This is a genomic window from Streptomyces sp. NPDC104226, from assembly GCF_055584085.1.
Genome location: NZ_JBVJMS010000010.1, coordinates 154,467 through 172,842 on the forward strand (window position 1 = coordinate 154,467; position 18,376 = coordinate 172,842).

The following is an 18,376-nucleotide window of genomic DNA, read 5'->3' on the forward strand; positions in this document are numbered from 1 at the left end:
ACGGGCGCAGCAATGGGTGAGATCTTCGCCGGCCGGTACGAACTGATCGACCCGATCGGACGTGGCGGCGCCGGCGCCGTATGGCGTGCCTGGGACCACCGGCGCCGCCGGTACGTCGCAGCGAAGGTCCTCCTGCAGAGCGATGCCCACACCCTGCTGCGGTTCGTCCGCGAGCAGGCGCTGCGGATCGATCACCCGCACGTACTGGCCCCGGCCAGCTGGGCGGCGGACGACGACAAGGTCCTCTTCACCATGGACCTCGTCGCCGGCGGCTCCCTCGCCCATGTGATCGGGGACTACGGGGCCTTGCCGCCCCGGTTCGTGTGCACGCTGCTCGACCAGCTCCTGTCGGGGCTGGCGGCGGTGCATGCGGAGGGTGTCGTGCACCGCGACATCAAACCGGCCAACATCCTGATGGAGGCCACTGGAACCGGGCGGCCGCACCTGCGGCTGTCCGACTTCGGCATCGCCATGCGCAAGGGCGAGCCCCGCCTCACCGAGACCGCCTACGTGGTCGGCACGCCGGGCTATCTCGCTCCCGAGCAGCTCCTCGGATCCGAACCCGACTTCACCGCCGACCTGTTCGCCGTCGGACTGGTCGGCCTCTACCTGCTCCAGGGCGCCAAGCCCGACTCCCAGGCCCTCGTGGAGCAGTTCTTCACCCACGGCACCCCCGATGCGCCGGAGGGCGTTCCCGCGCCGCTGTGGGACGTCCTGGCCGCGCTGCTCCAGCCGGACCCCCGGAGCAGGTTCCAGACGGCCACCGGGGCGCGCAGGGCCCTCGCCGAGGCCGTGGAGCTGCTGCCCCCGCCCGGCCCGGACGCGGATCCGGTCGAGGTGTTCGACCAACTGGGCCCGGTGCCCGCCGATTTCACGCCCCGGTCCCTCCAGCAACCCGCGTACGAGACTCCCCCGACGGCCGCGCCCTCCGCTTCGGCCGCGCCCTCCGTACCGGCGCAGCCCTCCGGTGCCCCCACGCCCGCCACCGCTCCCCTCGGGGTCTTCGGCCCCTCGGAGACGGGCAGCTTCCACCTCGCACCACCGCTGGCCGTCGCCGCCCCGACGCCGCATCCCCAGCAGCCGCAGCCGCAGAGCACGCCGACGGCCCCGTACGCGTATCAGCAGCCCGCGCCTCCCGCCGCGCCTCCCGCACCCCGTACGACCGCGCTCGCGCCCCCGCCCGCGAAGGTCACCGCCGGGATCCTGCTCGCCGCGGTGCTGTGCTTCGCCGTCGGGATCTGGGCCCTGACCCAGATCTAGGGGTGGCGCCGCCGGGCCAGCAGGATCCAGCCGCCCAGCACGAGCAGCAGCAGCGTCCCCGTACCGAAGCCGGCGCCCGCGACCGTCCGCATCACCGACCGGTTCGCGGCGGCGGCATCGGCCTCCACGGCGGTACTGCCCTCCTTGGCCGCGGTACGGTCCTGCTCCCCCACCCCGAACCCTGCGGCCGCGAGGTCCTCGGCGTAGGCCGGGGCCTTGCCCGGCGTGCCGATGACCTCCATGCGCAGGGTCAGCGGGACGGGCACCGCGTCCTGGGTGAACTCCGCGACCTTCCCGGCCATGGTGACCGCGATGTAGTACCAGCCCGCCACCCGCACCGCCCCGAGCTTGCGGTCGGTGGAGAAGCGGTTCTCGTACGCCACCGGCGGCGTCCGCGGCAGGGAGAGCCCCGCCTGCTTCCCGTCGTAGGTGGCCTCCTTGTCGTCGACCAGGGACCGGTACGGGCTGTACAGCGAGACGGTGAGCCCGGACGGGGCGTACCCGGAGTCCTTCGTCAGCTTGCCGGCGGAGAGCTCGGCCGCGAGCCCGAGCTGCTGCCCCCAGTCGAGCGGCACCCGGTAGAAGCGGGTCTGGCCGGGCCGCAGCTCGTCGCTCCAGACCCCGGTGCCGAGCGCCCGCGCGTCGTTGAAGCCGGTCCCGCCGGGGCGCTGCGCCGGATCGCTGCCCGGCAGGGTCGGGGAGGCCGAGGGCCAGACGCTGGGGGCCGCGGTGGGCGCGTTCCCGCCGCCGAGCTCCGGCTCGCGCTGGACCCTCAGCTCCAGGGGCCACGGGGCCTGCTCCGCGTCCTTGCCCGCCTCGCGCGTGACCTTGACGTAGTAGGTGGCGGCCCCCTGGCAGTCGGCGTCCTCCTGCCGCACCCGGGCGCCGACGGCGCTGAGCGGGACGGGGTCGTAGCCGAAGGCCGCCCGTCCCGGGCTGCCCGGGCAGGGGCGGTTCTCGGCGTTCAGGACCTCCACCTCGAGGCCGTCGGTGTAGCTCACCTTGGCGCTGCCCGGGGGCTGGAGCACGGCGGAGACGTACACGCTCGAACTGGCGTCGAGGTTGAGCCGGTAGTAGCGCTCCCCCGGCGCGATCGCGTCCTTGTAGACCGATCCCGCCTTCAGCTCCGGCGCTCCGGCCGTGGAGGGTTTGCCCGCCACCGCCAGCGCGCCGTCGGCGCCCCGGTAGGACGGCACCGGCTGCGGGGTCCCCGCGGCGCCCGCGGCCCCCGGCAGGGCCGCGACCAGCCCGAGGGCGGCCAGCGCCGCCCCCGCGGCCGTCCGTACCCGACGTACCCCACCCATCACGCGCACCCACCCCGAGTTTGCCAACGCAAGCAACTTCTTTGCATACCGCAACATTTCGTCACAGAGCAGCACAAAGCCCCGACCGCAGCGGCAGTCGGGGCTCTGGGATCAACCTCGGGTCTCACACACCGGAACCAGAAGGCACGGAGTCGGTTGCCTCCGTCCACAGGTCCTGCTCGGCGCGGTCCGCCTGGATCTGGCGGTACACGAGGAGCCCGCCGATGGCGGCCAGTGCGACCAGGAGCAGCTTCTTCACCGCGCGACCTCGTCTTTCGTTGACGTAGGGGACTTCTGGCGCCCAACAATACACACCGACCGATACCGATCGGTGACCTACCGCCCCATCAGCCGATCCACCAACTGGCCCAACGACGAAGACCCCCAGGCCATGGGCCTGGGGGTCTTCGACACTGTGGGGCTAACAGGATTTGAACCTGTGGCCTCATCCTTATCAGGGATGCGCTCTAACCAACTGAGCTATAGCCCCATCCGCGCTGCGCGCTGACTTCTGAAGGTTAGCGCACAGACCCGGTGACTCCAAAATCGGTTCCCGTGACCCGTCTGCGCAGGTCACCAGCCCCGTCTTCGGAAGCTCTACTCGTCCTCGGCGAGCGTCAGCTCCACACCGCCGACGAAGCCCGCCGACAGGTTGTAGATGAACGCGCCCAGGGTCGCCAGCGCCGTCATGAGCACCACGTCGATGACCGAGATCACCGTCGTGAAGATCAGAACGCGCGGCAGCGACAGGAAGGTCTGGAGGTCGAAGCCGTTGCTCTCGTTCGAGCCGGTCGCCTCGCTGATCGTGCCGCCGACGCTGGAGAAGATGCCCATGGCGTCCATGACCATCCACAGCACCACCGCGGCGACGATCGTGCACACGCCCAGCGCGATCGACAGCAGGAAGCTGACCTTCATCACCGACCACGGGTCGGCCTTGGCCACCCGCAGCCGCGCCTTGCGCGTCCTGGGCGCCATACGGGCCCCCGTGCGGGGCCCCCGCTGCGCACCGGGGTCGCCCGCCCCCCGCGGCGCCGCGGGGCCCTGGGGCACCGGGTACGCCTGCGGAGGGTGGTAGGGCTGCTGAGGGCCGGCCTGAGGCGGCTGCGGTCCTCGGGTGTCCGTCACGGTTCCCCCCTGCGAGTCCGCGGCGGGGCCACGGGCACCGTTCGCTCCAGTGTGGGCCGGTCCGGCGCCCGTGGCTCCGCTCACTCTTACTCCTCGTGCTCCCCAGCCGAGGGCTCCGTGCCCCCGGCAGCCTCGGTGGCCTGTCCTTCGACGGCCGCCTCGGTCCCGATCTCGTTCTCGCTGTCGTCGGCCTCGTCAGTTTCCTGACCGGCCTCCGCGTTGCGGGCGATGCCGACGACGGCATCCCGCTTGCCCAGGTTGATCAGCTGGACGCCCATGGTGTCACGGCCGGTCTCCCGTACTTCGTTGACGCGCGTACGAATCACACCACCGCTGAGCGTGATGGCGAGGATTTCGTCCGTTTCGTCCACCACGAGCGCCCCGACGAGCGACCCGCGGTCCTCCACGATCTTCGCCGCCTTGATGCCCAGGCCACCACGGCCCTGGACGCGGTACTCGTCCACCGGCGTCCGCTTGGCGTAGCCGCCGTCGGTCGCGGTGAAGACGAACGTACCGGGCCGGACCACGCTCATGGAGAGCAGTTCGTCCCCGCCGCGGAAACTCATGCCCTTCACGCCCGAGGTGGCGCGGCCCATCGGGCGCAGCGCGTCGTCGGTCGCCGTGAAGCGGATCGACTGCGCCTTCTTGCTGATGAGCAGCAGGTCGTCCTCGGCGGACACCAGCTCGGCGCCGATCAGCTCGTCGTCGCTACCGTCCTCGGTCTCCCGGAGGTTGATCGCGATGACGCCACCCGAACGGGGCGAGTCGTAGTCCTTGAGCGCCGTCTTCTTCACCAGGCCGCCCTTGGTGGCCAGGATCAGGTACGGGGCGGCCTCGTAGTCGCGGATCGCGAGGATCTGGGCGATCTTCTCGTCCGGCTGGAAGGCCAGCAGGTTCGCCACGTGCTGCCCGCGGGCGTCGCGGCCGGCGTCCGGGAGCTCGTACGCCTTGGAGCGGTAGACCCGGCCCTTGTTCGTGAAGAACAGCAGCCAGTGGTGCGTGGTGGACACGAAGAAGTGGTCGACGAGGTCGTCCTGCTTCAGCTTCGTGCCGCGCACGCCCTTGCCGCCGCGCTTCTGCGAGCGGTAGTCCTCGGTCTTGGTGCGCTTGACGTACCCGCCGTGGGTGATCGTGACGACGATGTCCTCTTCGGCGATCAGGTCCTCCATGGACATGTCGCCGTCGAAGGGCACCAGCTTGGAACGCCGGTCGTCGCCGAACTTCTCGACGATCGCGGCCAGTTCCTCGCTGACGATCTGGCGCTGGCGCGCCTCGGAGGCCAGGATCGCGTTGTACTCGTCGATCTTCGCCTGGAGTTCGTCGTGCTCGGCGACGATCTTCTGCCGCTCCAGGGCCGCGAGGCGGCGGAGCTGCATCTCCAGGATCGCGTTCGCCTGGATCTCGTCGATCGCCAGCAGGCCCATCAGGCCCTCGCGCGCGATCTCGACCGTGTTGCTGCGCCGGATCAGCGCGATGACCTCGTCGATCGCGTCCAGCGCCTTGAGCAGACCGCGCAGGATGTGGGCGCGCTCCTCCGCCTTGCGCAGGCGGAAGCGGGTGCGCCGGACGATGACCTCGATCTGGTGCGTCACCCAGTGGCGGATGAACGCGTCGATCGACAGCGTGCGCGGCACGCCGTCCACCAGCGCGAGCATGTTCGCGCCGAAGTTCGTCTGCAGGTCGGTGTGCTTGTAGAGGTTGTTCAGCACGACCTTGGCGACGGCGTCGCGCTTGAGGACGATCACCAGGCGCTGGCCGGTCCGGGACGAGGTCTCGTCGCGGACGTCGGCGATGCCGCCGACCTTTCCGTCCTTCACCAGGTCGGCGATCTTCTGCGCCAGGTTGTCGGGGTTGGTCTGGTACGGAAGCTCCGTGACCACCAGGCACTGGCGGTTCTGGATCTCCTCGACCTCGACCACCGCGCGCATCGTGATGGAGCCGCGACCGGTCCGGTACGCCTCCTCGATGCCCTTGCGGCCCACGACCAGGGCGCCCGACGGGAAGTCAGGGCCCTTGATCCGCTCGATGAGCGCGTCCTGGAGCTCCTCGTGCGAGGCATCCGGGTGCTCCAGCGCCCACTGGGCGCCGGCCGCGACCTCGCGCAGGTTGTGCGGCGGGATGTTGGTGGCCATGCCGACCGCGATGCCCGCGGAGCCGTTGATCAGCAGGTTCGGGAACCGCGCCGGCAGGACGGTGGGCTCCTGGTTGCGGCCGTCGTAGTTGTCCGTGAAGTCGACGGTCTCCTCGTCGATGTCCCGGAGCATCTCCATGGCCAGCGGCATGAGCTTGCACTCGGTGTACCGCATGGCGGCGGCCGGGTCGTTGCCCGGGGAGCCGAAGTTGCCGTTGGAGTCCACGAGCGGCATGCGCAGCGACCACGGCTGGGCCAGGCGGACCAGGGCGTCGTAGATCGAGGAGTCACCGTGCGGGTGGTACGTGCCCATGACGTCGCCGACGACGCGGGCGCACTTGTAGAAGCCCTTCTCGGGCCGGTAGCCGCCGTCGTACATCGCGTACAGCACGCGCCGGTGGACCGGCTTGAGGCCGTCCCGTACGTCGGGCAGCGCGCGGGAGACGATGACGGACATCGCGTAGTCGAGGTAGGAGCGCTGCATCTCCGTCTCGAGCCCGACGGGCTCGATCCGCAGTACGGGCTCTTCCTCGGTGTTCTCGGCGGTGGGGGTGGTTTCGTCGGCCATTGCTGGTCAGAAATCCTTTCAGGCGGCGGTCAGCTGAGCCGACTCAGATGTCGAGGAAGCGGACGTCCTTGGCGTTGCGCTGGATGAAGGAGCGCCGGGCTTCGACGTCCTCACCCATCAGCACCGAGAACAGGTCGTCGGCCTGCGCGGCGTCGTCCAGGGTGACCTGGCCGAGCACGCGGTGGTCGACGTCCATGGTGGTGACGCGCAGTTCCTCGGCGTTCATCTCGCCCAGACCCTTGAAGCGCTGGATCGAGTCTTCCTTGATCCGCTTGCCGTTCTGCTTGCCGAGCTCGACCAGGGCGTCCCGCTCGCGGTCCGAGTACGCGTACTCGAAGTCGTCGCGACCCCACTTGATCTTGTACAGCGGCGGACGCGACAGGTACACGTGCCCGGCCTCGACCAGCGGCCGCATGAAGCGGAACAGGAAGGTCAGCAGCAGGGTGTTGATGTGCTGGCCGTCGACGTCGGCGTCCGCCATCAGGATGATCTTGTGATAGCGGAGCTTCTCGATGTCGAAGTCCTCGTGCACACCCGTACCGAAGGCGCTGATCAGCGCCTGGACCTCGGTGTTCTGGAGGATCTTGTCGATCCGGGCCTTCTCGACGTTCAGGATCTTGCCGCGGATCGGCAGGATGGCCTGGTACATCGGGTTGCGGCCGGACTTGGCCGAGCCGCCGGCCGAGTCGCCCTCGACGATGAAGATCTCGCACTTCGTCGGGTCGTTGGACTGGCAGTCCGACAGCTTGCCCGGCAGCGAGGCGCTCTCCAGCAGACCCTTGCGGCGGGTGAGGTCACGGGCCTTGCGGGCCGCGACGCGCGCCGTGGCCGCCTGGATCGACTTGCGGATGATGTCCGCGGCCTCGACCGGGTTCCGGTCGAACCAGTCGTTGAGGTGCTCGTGCACGACCTTCTGCACGAAGGTCTTCGCCTCCGTGTTGCCCAGCTTGGTCTTCGTCTGGCCCTCGAACTGCGGCTCGCCCAGCTTCACCGAGATGATCGCCGTCAGACCCTCGCGGATGTCCTCGCCGGCGAGGTTGTCGTCCTTCTCGCGGAGCAGCTTCTTGTCCCGCGCGTAGCGGTTGACCAGGCCGGTCAGCGCCGCGCGGAAGCCCTCTTCGTGGGTGCCGCCCTCGTGCGTGTGGATCGTGTTCGCGAAGGAGTAGACGCCCTCGGTGTACTGCGAGTTCCACTGCATCGCGATCTCGACCGAGAGCATGCGCTCCTTGTCCTCGGCCTCGACGTCGATGACGGTCGGGTGGATCAGCTCGCCCTTGCGCGCGTTCAGGTACTTCACGAAGTCGACGATGCCGCCCTCGTAGTGGTACCGGACCGTGCGCGCCTGCTGGTCGTCGGTCTCCTCGGCGGTGTCCGCGCCCATCGTCGCCTTCGCCGACTCGCGCTCGTCCGTCAGCGAGAGGGTCAGGCCCTTGTTGAGGAAGGCCATCTCCTGGAAGCGGCGCGAGAGCGTCTCGAAGGAGTACTCGGTCGTCTCGAAGATGTCGCCGTCGGCCCAGAACGTGACCGAGGTGCCCGTCTCGGACGTCTCCTCGTTCTTCAGCAGGGCCGCCGTCGGGACACCGAGCTTGTAGTCCTGGGTCCAGCGGTGGCCGTCGGTCTTGACCTCGACCGCGACCTTGGTGGACAGGGCGTTCACGACGGAGACGCCGACGCCGTGCAGACCGCCGGAGACGGCGTAGCCGCCACCGCCGAACTTGCCGCCCGCGTGCAGGACCGTCAGCACGACCTCGACGGCCGGCTTCCCCTCGGACGGCACGATGCCGACCGGGATACCGCGGCCGTTGTCGACCACGCGCACGCCGCCGTCGGCGAGGATCGTCACGTCGATGGTGTCCGCGTGCCCGGCCAGGGCCTCGTCGACGGAGTTGTCGACCACCTCGTAGACCAGGTGGTGGAGCCCGCGCTCACCGGTCGAGCCGATGTACATGCCGGGCCGCTTGCGGACCGCGTCCAGACCTTCGAGGACCTGGATGGCACTTGCGTCGTACGAGGTGGTGACCTCGCCGTTCTTGCCGGCTGTGGACTGGTTGTCGTTGGGGTTGCCGGAATCGGCCACGAAGCGCCCTTTCTGGCACAGCACAGGCCGTACTCCGGGCCGGCATGCATGCAAGCGGGAGCGGCTGCGTCGATCTGCGTTGTCAGCGGTGGTCAGCTTTACTCGACTGGATCCCGCGCGGACGCGGGATTCTCGTTCAGTCTACCGGTATCACCCCCATGAATGGGCGTTTGCCGGTACCTGAGTCCGCATGTGCCGCCCGGAAACTCCTCTCTCCGACTCCCCATATCCGGGGAGGGGCTCAAAGAGGCTCACACGGGCATTGAGCGCTTCGGGCTGTCAACCTCCGGCTACCGTGAGGGACACCACCCGCGCAGCCGTCCGTACGGGTGGCCGCCCGCCCCCTACTCACCCGTACGGGCGCCCGCGCCGGCGGGCATGCGAAGCCGCCCGCACGCGGTCGGACCGCGCCGGGCCTGCTCCCGTACTCACCCGTAGGTGTCCCCCGGGCCGGTGCTCCCCGGCGCCCGCCAGGGCCCGTACCGCTTCGGCCCGCCGCCCGGCCCGTGGACCTTGATCAGCCGGACGGTGCCCTGCCCCAGGTCCGCGTTGAGCCGCGCCACCAGCTGCGGGGCCAGCAGCTTCAGCTGCGCCGCCCACGCCGAGGAATCGCAGCGCACCACCAGCTCGCGGTCCTCGTACCGGTCCGGCACGCAGTGCGTGGCGATGTCCTGCCCGACGATCTCCGGCCAGCGCTCCATCACGCCCGCCACCGCCATCGGCATCTCCCAGCCGCGCTCCGTGCGCAGCCGGTCCAGCGCCGCCATCAGCGGCATCGGGTCCCGGCCGTCCGCCCGGGCGCCCGAGCGCAGGCCCGGACGGTGCTGGTTCTTCTTGCCCTGTGCCGCGTTGCCCCGGGCCCGCGCCTGCTCGCGCGCCGCCGCCAGCGCCTGGCGCGCCAGGTCCACGCCGGAGGGTTCGGCCGCCTTGCGCGGGGGTTCCTGCTCCGTGCCGCTCACAGCCGGGTCACCTCCCCCCCGGACACCCCGAACCGGGTCCCGACCAGCACCCCGGGCACGTCGTCGTCCACCGCCGCCGTCACCAGCACCTGCTCGCCCGGCGCCACCAGCTCCGCCAGCCGCTCCCGGCGCCGTGCGTCCAGCTCCGCGAACACGTCGTCGAGGATCAGCACCGGCTCGCTGCCCTCCGAGCGCAGCAGCTCGTAGGAGGCCAGCCGCAGGGCCAGCGCGTAGGACCAGGACTCCCCGTGGCTCGCGTATCCCTTGGCCGGCAGCTCGCCGAGGCGCAGCAGCACGTCGTCGCGGTGCGGGCCGACCAGGGTCACCCCGCGCTCGATCTCCTGCTTGCGCACCTCGGACAGCGAGCCGAGGAGGACCTCGTACAGGGCCTCGCGGGTGCGCGCCCCGCCGCCGTCCACCTGCTCGCCCGCGGAGGACTTGTAGGCCACGCCGAGCGGGCCGCCGCCGGGCGCGAGCTGCTCGTACGCCTTGTCCGCCAGCGGCAGCAGGGTCGCGATCAGGTCCAGCCGGTGGGCCAGCAGTTCCGCACCCGTGCGCGCCAGGTGCTGGTCCCACACGTCGAGCGTGGACAGGTCCATGGAGCGGCCGCCGTGCCGGCGGGCCATCGCCGCCGACTTCAGCAGGGTGTTGCGCTGCTTGAGCACCCGCTCGTAGTCCGAGCGGACGGCCGCCATCCGCGGCGAGCGGGCCGTGACGAGCTCGTCGAGGAACCGGCGCCGCTCCCCCGGGTCGCCCTTGACCAGCGCCAGGTCCTCGGGGGCGAACAGCACCGTGCGCACGATGCCCAGCACGTCACGCGGCCTGACCTGCGAGGACCTGTTGATGCGGGCCCGGTTCGCGCGGCCCGGGTTCAGCTCCAGTTCCACGAGCTGCTGCCGCTCGCCCTGGGTGACCGCGGCCCGGATGACGGCGCGCTCGGCGCCCATCCGCACGAGCGGGGCGTCCGCGGAGACGCGGTGGCTGCCGAGGGTCGCGAGGTAGCCGATCGCCTCGACGAGATTGGTCTTGCCCTGCCCGTTGGGGCCGACGAAAGCGGTGACGCCCGGGCCGAGGGGAACCTCGGCCCGGGCGTACGAGCGGAAGTCGGCCAACGAGAGATGCGAAACGTGCATGTGGCGCCGACCTCCCCCGGCTTCCCGCTGCTCTGCTGTGCTCCGCTCCACAGGCTGTGCACATCCCCACTGCGGGCTGTGGACCTGTGGAGCGGTTGTGGATTACTTCTTCTCGACCGCGTGGCCGCCGAACTGGTTGCGCAGCGCGGCGATCATCTTCATCTGCGGGGAGTCGTCCTGGCGGGACGCGAAGCGCGCGAAGAGCGAGGCCGTGATCGCGGGCAGCGGCACGGCGTTGTCGATCGCGGCCTCGACCGTCCAGCGGCCCTCGCCGGAGTCCTGCGCGAAGCCGCGCAGCTGCTCCAGGTGCTCGTCCTCGTCCAGCGCGTTCACGGCCAGGTCCAGCAGCCAGGAACGGATGACCGTGCCCTCCTGCCAGGACCGGAACACCTCGCGGACGTCGGTGACCGAGTCGACCTTCTCCAGGAGCTCCCAGCCCTCGGCGTAGGCCTGCATCATGGCGTACTCGATGCCGTTGTGGACCATCTTCGCGAAGTGGCCGGCACCGATCTTGCCCGCGTGCACGGCGCCGAAGTCGCCCTCGGGCTTGAGGGCGTCGAAGATCGGCTGGACGGCCGCGACGTGCTCCTTGTCGCCGCCGTACATCAGCGCGTAGCCGTTCTCCAGGCCCCAGACGCCGCCCGAGACGCCGCAGTCGACGAAGCCGATGCCCTTGGCGGCCAGCTCCGCGCCGTGCTTCTCGTCGTCGGTCCAGCGGGAGTTTCCGCCGTCGACGACGATGTCGCCGGGCGAGAGCAGCCCCGCGAGCTCGTCGACGGTGGACTGGGTCGCCGCGCCCGCCGGGACCATCACCCACACCACGCGGGGGGCCTGCAGGCTGTCCACAAGTTCCGACAGGCTGTGGACATCGGCGAGGTCCGGGTTGCGGTCGTATCCGATGACGGTGTGGCCGGCGCGGCGGATGCGCTCGCGCATGTTGCCGCCCATCTTGCCGAGACCGACGAGACCAAGCTCCATCAGGTGGTTCCTTAAGCGTTGTGGCCGTCTGTGCCGGGGTGCTCCCCTGCCCGGGGACATCCCCCCGTGCCGAGCCTACGCCGGGCCGCGGCGCCCGGCGCCACGGGCACTCGGGGTGTCGGAACGCCCTCGGGCCCGGCCCGCGGGAAGCGGGGCCGGGCCCGAGGGGCTTGCCGCGTCGTTTCCCGGTCTCAGCCGGAGAGGCGGACCGGCATGATCAGGTACTTGTACGCCTCGTCGGCCTCGGCGTCGACCGCCGGGCGGCCGCTGAGCAGCGCCGGCTTGGTGGACGTGGTGAAGCTCAGCTGCGCGGCCGGCGAGTCGATCGCGCTCAGGCCGTCCAGCAGGAAGGTCGGGTTGAAGGCGATCGAGATGTCGTCGCCCTCCAGCTTCGCGTCGACCCGCTCCACAGCCTGTGCGTCGTCGGAGGAGCCGGCCTCCAGGATCAGCACGCCCTGCTCGAAGCTGAGGCGGACCGGGGTGTTGCGCTCGGCGACGAGGGCCACGCGCTTGACGGCCTCGACGAACGGGGCGGTCTCGATCACGGCGACCGAGTTGAACTCCGTCGGGAACAGCGTGCGGTACTTCGGCAGGTCGCCCTCGAGGAGGCGGGTGGTGGTGCGGCGGCCGGCGCCCTCGAAGCCGATGAGGCCCTCGCCCTGGCCGGAGCCCGACAGCGCGATGGTGACCGTGTCGCCGCTGGTGAGCGACTTGGCGGTGTCCAGGAGGGTCTTGGCGGGCACCAGGGCCACGGCCGAGGCCTCGGGGTCCTCGGGCTTCCACAGGAACTCGCGGACCGCGAAGCGGTAGCGGTCGGTGGAGGCGAGGGTGACCTTGTCGCCCTCGATCTCGATGCGGACACCGGTCAGTACGGGCAGCGTGTCGTCGCGGCCGGCGGCGATGGCCACCTGGGCGGCGGCGGAGGCGAAGACCTCGCCGGGCACGGTGCCGGTCGCGGTGGGCATCGTCGGCAGCGCCGGGTACTCCTCCACAGGCAGCGTGTGGAGTGTGAATCGCGAGGAGCCGCAGACCACGGTCGCCCGTACACCGTCTGTGGAAATCTCCACGGGACGGTTGGGGAGGGCGCGGCAGATGTCGGCGAGCAGCCGGCCGGAGACCAGGACCGTGCCGTCCTCCTCGACGTCCGCATCGACGGAGACGCGGGCCGAGACCTCGTAGTCGAAGCCGGAGAGGGACAGCTTGCCGTCCTCGGCCTTGAGCAGCAGGCCCGCGAGAACGGGCACCGGCGGCCGGGCCGGGAGGCTACGGGCAGCCCAGGCCACCGCCTCCGCGAGTACGTCGCGCTCCACCCGGATCTTCACCGGAAACCGCCTCCTGCTGTTGCTCGCTCGTCCTGCCGGCCTTCGTCGTCGGCTCGTCGATGCCTCGACCGATGCCGGGGACCAGTCTGACGTACGGCGCCGACAGTCGTTGCTGCTGCCGGTCAAGTCGGGAGCGAGGTGTCGGGGAGGGCGATCCACCGAGTTGTGCACAGGACCCGCTTGAAAACCGAAACCGGGCTAACTCTCTATGGGGGTAGTAGTAGGGCCTGTGGAAACAGTGGATAACAGTGTTTCTGCAGCTCAGCCCCGGTTTTTTATGCACACACCCTGTGGGCGGCACCGGTGGACAACCAGGTGTCTCTGTGGAGAACGAAAACTTCTGCACAGGCCATCCCCAGATGACCCCGACTACTCCACAGGTGTGTCCCCAGGTTTTCCCGAGTACTCCACAACCCAAACGTCGACTTCGGTGTGACCGCTTTCACTCGGGGCGGTGATGGAGGGTTCACCGTTGCCGAACAGTGGACAACGGTGTGGGGAAGTCGTCTGATCCTGTGCACAGGACCCGCGAAGCTGTGGACCACCGGTGGACAACGCGGTGGATGAACCTGTGGATGAATATTTCGTCCACAGCCTGTGGATAGCGGCTGCGCACAAATCCACAGGGCCCTGACCAGCCCTGATGGTGCCTCACACCTGGGCCCTGTGGACAGTTTTGTGGGTGGCGCGACCCGTCCCCAGGTTGTGGACGGAAGAAAGTCGCCCAATCTGTGGATGAGTTGCCCCCGAGGGGGCGTATTCGAACAGGCTGGGGGCGCACGCACGAAGAAAGGCGCCCCCGAAGTGACCCGGGAGCGCCCTCTCACAGCGTTTGAAGGGGCCTCGCAGGCACCCGTACGGCACGTACACAGAGCCGGCGTCAGCCGTTCTTGATGCGGTTGGTGAGCTCCGTGACCTGGTTGTAGATGGAGCGGCGCTCCGCCATCAGAGCGCGGATCTTGCGGTCCGCGTGCATGACGGTGGTGTGGTCGCGGCCGCCGAACTGCGCCCCGATCTTCGGCAGTGACAGGTCGGTGAGCTCCCGGCACAGGTACATGGAGATCTGCCGGGCGGTGACCAGCACGCGGCTGCGCGAGGAGCCGCACAGGTCGTCCACGGTCAGCCCGAAGTAGTCGGCGGTGGCCGCCATGATGTCGCCGGCGGTGATCTCGGGCGAGCTGTCCTCACCGCCCGGGATCAGGTTCTTCAGCACGTCCTCGGTCAGCCCCAGGTCGACCGGCTGCCGGTTCAGGCTCGCGAAGGCCGTGACCCGGATCAGCGCCCCCTCCAGCTCGCGGATGTTGCGCGAGATGCGGGAGGCGATGAACTCCAGCACCTCCGGCGGGGCGTTGAGCTGCTCCTGGACGGCCTTCTTGCGCAGGATCGCGATGCGGGTCTCCAGCTCGGGCGGCTGGACGTCGGTGATCAGGCCCCACTCGAAGCGGTTGCGGAGCCGGTCCTCCAGGGTGGCGAGCTGCTTGGGCGGCCGGTCGGAGGAGAGCACGATCTGCTTGTTGGCGTTGTGGAGCGTGTTGAAGGTGTGGAAGAACTCCTCCTGCGTCGACTCCTTGCTCGCGAGGAACTGGATGTCGTCGACGAGCAGGATGTCCATCTCGCGGTAGCGCTTGCGGAACGCGTCGCCCTTGCCGTCGCGGATCGAGTTGATGAACTCGTTGGTGAACTCCTCGGAGCTCACGTACCGCACCCGGGTGCCGGGGTAGAGGCTCCGCGCGTAGTGCCCGATGGCGTGCAGCAGGTGCGTCTTGCCGAGCCCGGACTCCCCGTAGACGAAGAGGGGGTTGTACGCCTTCGCCGGCGCCTCGGCGACGGCCACCGCGGCGGCGTGCGCGAAGCGGTTGGAGGCGCCGATGACGAAGGTGTCGAAGAGGTACTTGGGGTTCAGCCGGGCGGTCGGCTCCAGCGGTCCCGAGGTGGAACCGCCGGACGGCGCCGAGGGCGCGGGCCGGCTGGGCGCCGGGCGCGGGGCGGACTGCTCGTACTGCTGCTGCTCGTACTGACGGGAGGAGCGCTGCTGCTGGTCCTCGAACGGCTGCTGCTCGTACTTCTGCTGTTCGTAGGAGCCCTGGTCGTAGGAGGAGGGCTCGGACTGCTGCATGTAGCCCGGCTGCGGGGAGGCGTACGGGTCGCGCTCGGGGAAGCCGCCGAGGTGGGGCTGCTGCCAGCCGTAGTCGTCCTGCTGGCCGCCGCGGGGCCAGGCGCCGGGCTCGGAGCGCGGCTGCTGGTAGTCCGGGTAGGCGGGACGGGCGTTGGGGAGCTGTTCATCGACGGGGCCGGAGCCGGGGCCGGGGCCGGTGTGGCCGCCGGGGCCCGTGTGACCCATGGGCCCGGTGTGGCCGCCGGGGCGCTGGCCGCCGTACGGTTCGTAGCCGTCGCGGGAGGAAGAAGGGGACGGAGCCGGGGGCGAGGGCTCGCCGGCGGAGTCGTCGACCGTGATGGCGATCCGGATGGGGCGCCCGCACTCGCGGCTGAGGGCGTCGCTGATGAGCGGAGCGAGCCGGCCCTCGAGGATCCGCTTGCCGTACTCGTTGGGGACGGCAAGCAGCGCGGTGTCCGCCACCAGGGCCAGCGGCTGACAGCGCTCGACCCACTGCTTGTCCTTGGGCTCGATGCTGTTCTGTCCCTCCCCGAGGAGCCCTTCGAGCACCCTGGGCCACACTGCGGCAAGATCGGCAGGTACGTCAGCCACAGGGCACGCTCTCTCAGAGGGGGTCCCACGAATGTGTGGTTCTTTGGGACGGTCGGGACAAAAAATCCGGGGTCAGGCAACGGTAGTCAGGCCAGCGGGTACGGTTCAAGTCGTTGTCCACAGCCTGTGCACAGTGTGGGGCACCGTCGGCTCGGTTTGACCGGATGGCGTAGCCGCGCGTACCGTAACGAGGTCGAGTTGTCGATGGCTGCTGCCGCCTGCCTACCGATGGGCGAAGATCACTGGTCGTGATCGTTTTGCGGTGCCACTCGGGCGAACACGCGAGTTTTCTCCTCGTGGGCGCACGGTGACAGCCAGGCGATGTCCCGCCTAAACGATTTAATTCTCTGGAGCCCCCGAGTGAGCAAGCGCACCTTCCAGCCGAACAACCGCCGTCGCGCCAAGACCCACGGCTTCCGCCTGCGGATGCGTACCCGTGCCGGTCGCGCGATCCTCGCGAACCGTCGTTCCAAGGGCCGCGCCGCCCTCTCCGCGTAACTGACGGGCGGATCGTGACGTCGTGCTGTCTCCCGAACATCGGCTGAGGCGGCGCGAGGACTTCGCGAGCGCGGTACGTCGAGGTCGCCGGGCCGGTCGCCCGCTCCTCGTCGTCCACCTACGTACAAGCGGTGCAACGGACCCGCACGAGCCGGGGGAGATCGATCCCTCGACGCGTGCGGGTTTCGTCGTCAGCAAGGCTGTCGGCATCGCCGTGGTACGCAACCGGGTCAAGCGCCGTTTGCGCCATCTCGTCCGCGAGCGGCTGTCCCAGCTGCCCGAAGGTAGCCTGATGGTGGTACGGGCTCTGCCCGGAGCGGGTGATGCCGGTCTCGACGAGCTGGCCCGGGACCTCGATGCCGCACTGCTGCGGCTCTTGGGAGGCGTGGCTCGATGAAGTACCCGCTGCTCGCATTGATCAAGCTGTACCAGTGGACGATCAGTCCGCTGCTCGGGCCGGTGTGCCGCTACTACCCCTCGTGTTCGCACTACGGGTACACGGCCATCGACCGGCATGGTGCGGTGAAGGGGACGGCTCTGACCGCCTGGCGGATCCTGCGGTGCAATCCGTGGTCCCCGGGTGGCGTGGACCACGTCCCACCCCGGAAACGCCCGCGTTGGCACGAGCAGCTGCGCAGTGCGTTGCGTAGATCTCGCAATGCTCAAGGAGCCTGATTAGTGGACACGATTGCCAGTCTGTTCAGCTTTATTACCACGCCTGTCTCGTGGATCATCGTCCAGTTCCACAAGGTGTACGGCGCCATGTTCGGCGCGGACAGTGGCTGGGCCTGGGGCCTGTCCATCGTCTCCCTGGTGATCTTGATCCGCATCTGCCTGATCCCGCTCTTCGTGAAGCAGATCAAGGCGACGCGCGGCATGCAGGCGATCCAGCCGAAGATGAAGGCGATCCAGGAGCGCTACAAGAACGACAAGCAGCGCCAGTCCGAAGAGATGATGAAGCTGTACAAGGAGACGGGTACCAACCCGCTCTCCTCGTGCCTTCCCATCCTGGCGCAGTCCCCGTTCTTCTTCGCGCTCTACCATGTGCTCGCCGCCATCGCCAACGGCAAGCCGATCGGCGTGATCGACGGCCCGCTGCTCGCGAGCGCGCGTAGCGCGCACATCTTCGGTGCCCCGCTGGCATCCAAGTTCACGGACAGCGCCGACAAGGTCGCTGCTCTGGGCGCCTCGATCACCGACGTGCGGATCGTCACCGCGGTCATGATCGTGATGATGTCGCTGTCGCAGTTCTACACGCAGCGCCAGCTGATGCAGAAGAACGTCGACCTCTCGGTCAAGACGCCGTTCATGCAGCAGCAGAAGATGCTGATGTACGTCTTCCCGGTGATCTTCGCCGTCATGGGCATCAACTTCCCCGTCGGTGTCCTCGTCTACTGGCTGACCACCAACCTGTGGACCATGGGCCAGCAGATGTTCGTGATCAACCGGAACCCCACCCCGGGCAGCCTGGCCCAGGACCAGTACCTGTCGCGCCTGCTGAAGCAGATCACCTCGCACGGCGAGCTCAAGAGCCGGGGCAAGAAGAAGATCGTCGCGGCGATCGTGGCCAAGGGCCCGGACCGCAACGACAACGAGCGCAAGTTCATCACCGGCCTGACCAAGCAGGGCCTGGCCGCGCAGGCGGACGGCTCCGTGGCGAAGAGCGTCGAGGCGACGGTCGACTCCGATGCGGCCGGCGGTGGTACCCCGAAGCGGCAGCAGCCCAAGCGGCAGTCGAAGTCGCAGCGTCAGACGCCCCCCAGCAAGCCCTCTCCCAAGAAGTAAGAAGGAGTCCCTCCCGTGACGGAAGGCACCACCACCGCCGCCGCTGAGAGTGGCGACACCCTGACCCGCCTCGAGCAGGAGGGTGAGATCGCGGCCGACTACCTTGAGGGTCTGCTGGACATCGCCGACCTGGACGGCGACATCGACATGGACGTCGAGGCGGACCGCGCCTCTGTCTCCATCGTCAGCGAGTCCGCGCGCGACCTGCAGAAGCTCGTGGGCCGCGACGGCGAGGTGCTGGAGGCTCTGCAGGAGCTGACCCGCCTGGCCGTGCACCGCGAGACCGGGGACCGCAGCCGGCTGATGCTGGACATCGGCGGGTTCCGGGCGAAGAAGCGCGAGGAGCTGACGGCGCTCGGCATCAAGGCCGCGGAGGACGTGAAGACGTCCGGTGAGCCCATGAAGCTGGACCCGATGACCCCCTTCGAGCGGAAGGTCGTCCACGACGCCGTGGCCGCCGCCGGTCTGCGGAGCGAGTCCGAGGGCGAGGAGCCGCAGCGCTTCGTCGTCGTGCTTCCGGCCTGAC

Annotated in this window: 16 protein-coding genes, 1 tRNA gene and 1 pseudogene; 6 read left to right on the forward strand and 12 right to left on the reverse strand. The window is 69.4% G+C overall.

Annotated elements, in window-relative coordinates:
• Nucleotides 1–12 precede the first annotated feature (12 nt).
• Entirely contained in the window at nucleotides 13–1,260 is a 1,248-nt protein-coding gene (locus ACZ60J_RS29295) for a serine/threonine-protein kinase (RefSeq protein WP_469686427.1), read from the forward strand.
• Here the strand turns inward: ACZ60J_RS29295 and ACZ60J_RS29300 are convergent.
• From ACZ60J_RS29300 to dnaA (ACZ60J_RS29355), 12 genes and pseudogenes are all read right to left on the reverse strand, one after another.
• Nucleotides 1,257–2,564 (reverse strand): hypothetical protein, encoded by a 1,308-nt coding sequence (locus ACZ60J_RS29300; RefSeq protein ID WP_469686429.1) that lies wholly within the window; start codon nucleotides 2,562–2,564, stop codon nucleotides 1,257–1,259. The two genes, ACZ60J_RS29295 and ACZ60J_RS29300, sit on opposite strands and share 4 nt — an antisense overlap.
• A 124-nt stretch (nucleotides 2,565–2,688) precedes the next feature.
• Nucleotides 2,689–2,823 carry a DLW-39 family protein gene (locus ACZ60J_RS29305; protein WP_208809277.1) on the reverse strand — a complete coding sequence of 45 codons (135 nt, stop codon included), beginning with the start codon at nucleotides 2,821–2,823 and terminating at the stop codon, nucleotides 2,689–2,691.
• Between the two features lie 157 nt (nucleotides 2,824–2,980).
• A tRNA-Ile gene (locus ACZ60J_RS29310) sits at nucleotides 2,981–3,054 on the reverse strand.
• 107 nt (nucleotides 3,055–3,161) lie between these two features.
• Nucleotides 3,162–3,692, reverse strand: coding sequence for a DUF3566 domain-containing protein (locus ACZ60J_RS29315; protein ID WP_469686431.1), 531 nt, complete (start codon nucleotides 3,690–3,692; stop codon nucleotides 3,162–3,164).
• A gap of 86 nt (nucleotides 3,693–3,778) precedes the next feature.
• Complete coding sequence (gene gyrA / locus ACZ60J_RS29320; RefSeq protein WP_469686433.1) at nucleotides 3,779–6,391, reverse strand: DNA gyrase subunit A; 2,613 nt, start codon at nucleotides 6,389–6,391, stop codon at nucleotides 3,779–3,781.
• A 43-nt stretch (nucleotides 6,392–6,434) separates the two neighbouring features.
• Nucleotides 6,435–8,492, reverse strand: a complete 2,058-nt coding sequence (gene gyrB / locus ACZ60J_RS29325) for a DNA topoisomerase (ATP-hydrolyzing) subunit B (RefSeq protein WP_469686434.1) — start codon at nucleotides 8,490–8,492, stop codon at nucleotides 6,435–6,437.
• A 404-nt stretch (nucleotides 8,493–8,896) separates the two neighbouring features.
• Entirely contained in the window at nucleotides 8,897–9,427 is a 531-nt protein-coding gene (locus ACZ60J_RS29330; protein ID WP_469686436.1) for a DciA family protein, read from the reverse strand.
• Nucleotides 9,424–10,560 (reverse strand): DNA replication/repair protein RecF, encoded by a 1,137-nt coding sequence (gene recF / locus ACZ60J_RS29335; RefSeq protein ID WP_469686437.1) that lies wholly within the window; start codon nucleotides 10,558–10,560, stop codon nucleotides 9,424–9,426. The genes ACZ60J_RS29330 and recF overlap by 4 nt, the downstream gene beginning before the upstream one ends.
• Before the next feature lie 102 nt (nucleotides 10,561–10,662).
• The gene (gene gnd / locus ACZ60J_RS29340; protein ID WP_469686439.1) at nucleotides 10,663–11,538 is read right to left on the reverse strand and encodes a phosphogluconate dehydrogenase (NAD(+)-dependent, decarboxylating); all 876 of its coding nucleotides are present in this window, start codon (nucleotides 11,536–11,538) and stop codon (nucleotides 10,663–10,665) included.
• A 191-nt stretch (nucleotides 11,539–11,729) separates the two neighbouring features.
• On the reverse strand, nucleotides 11,730–12,860 hold the full coding sequence (dnaN, locus tag ACZ60J_RS29345) for a DNA polymerase III subunit beta (RefSeq protein ID WP_469686441.1): 1,131 nt from the start codon (nucleotides 12,858–12,860) through the stop codon (nucleotides 11,730–11,732).
• 880 nt (nucleotides 12,861–13,740) lie between these two features.
• Nucleotides 13,741–14,976 (reverse strand): chromosomal replication initiator protein DnaA, encoded by a 1,236-nt coding sequence (gene dnaA / locus ACZ60J_RS29350; RefSeq protein ID WP_469686764.1) that lies wholly within the window; start codon nucleotides 14,974–14,976, stop codon nucleotides 13,741–13,743.
• A 47-nt stretch (nucleotides 14,977–15,023) separates the two neighbouring features.
• Nucleotides 15,024–15,567, reverse strand: a pseudogene (gene dnaA / locus ACZ60J_RS29355) (chromosomal replication initiator protein DnaA); the annotation flags it as partial.
• Nucleotides 15,568–15,927: 360 nt separating this feature from the next.
• Here dnaA (ACZ60J_RS29355) and rpmH point away from each other — a divergent pair.
• Genes rpmH through ACZ60J_RS29380 form a run of 5 tightly spaced genes read left to right on the forward strand, consistent with a single transcriptional unit; the run spans nucleotide 15,928 to nucleotide 18,375 of the window.
• A complete protein-coding gene (gene rpmH, locus ACZ60J_RS29360; RefSeq protein WP_018547628.1) occupies nucleotides 15,928–16,065 on the forward strand; it encodes a 50S ribosomal protein L34 in 138 nt (45 codons plus the stop codon).
• Between the two features lie 22 nt (nucleotides 16,066–16,087).
• Complete coding sequence (gene rnpA, locus ACZ60J_RS29365; protein ID WP_469686443.1) at nucleotides 16,088–16,462, forward strand: ribonuclease P protein component; 375 nt, start codon at nucleotides 16,088–16,090, stop codon at nucleotides 16,460–16,462.
• Nucleotides 16,459–16,740 carry a membrane protein insertion efficiency factor YidD gene (gene yidD / locus ACZ60J_RS29370; protein ID WP_076043740.1) on the forward strand — a complete coding sequence of 94 codons (282 nt, stop codon included), beginning with the start codon at nucleotides 16,459–16,461 and terminating at the stop codon, nucleotides 16,738–16,740. The genes rnpA and yidD overlap by 4 nt, the downstream gene beginning before the upstream one ends.
• 3 nt (nucleotides 16,741–16,743) lie before the next feature.
• A complete protein-coding gene (gene yidC / locus ACZ60J_RS29375; RefSeq protein WP_469686445.1) occupies nucleotides 16,744–17,850 on the forward strand; it encodes a membrane protein insertase YidC in 1,107 nt (368 codons plus the stop codon).
• Nucleotides 17,851–17,865: 15 nt separating this feature from the next.
• The gene (locus ACZ60J_RS29380; protein WP_469686446.1) at nucleotides 17,866–18,375 is read left to right on the forward strand and encodes a Jag family protein; all 510 of its coding nucleotides are present in this window, start codon (nucleotides 17,866–17,868) and stop codon (nucleotides 18,373–18,375) included.
• The last annotated feature ends 1 nt before the right edge of the window (nucleotide 18,376 follow it).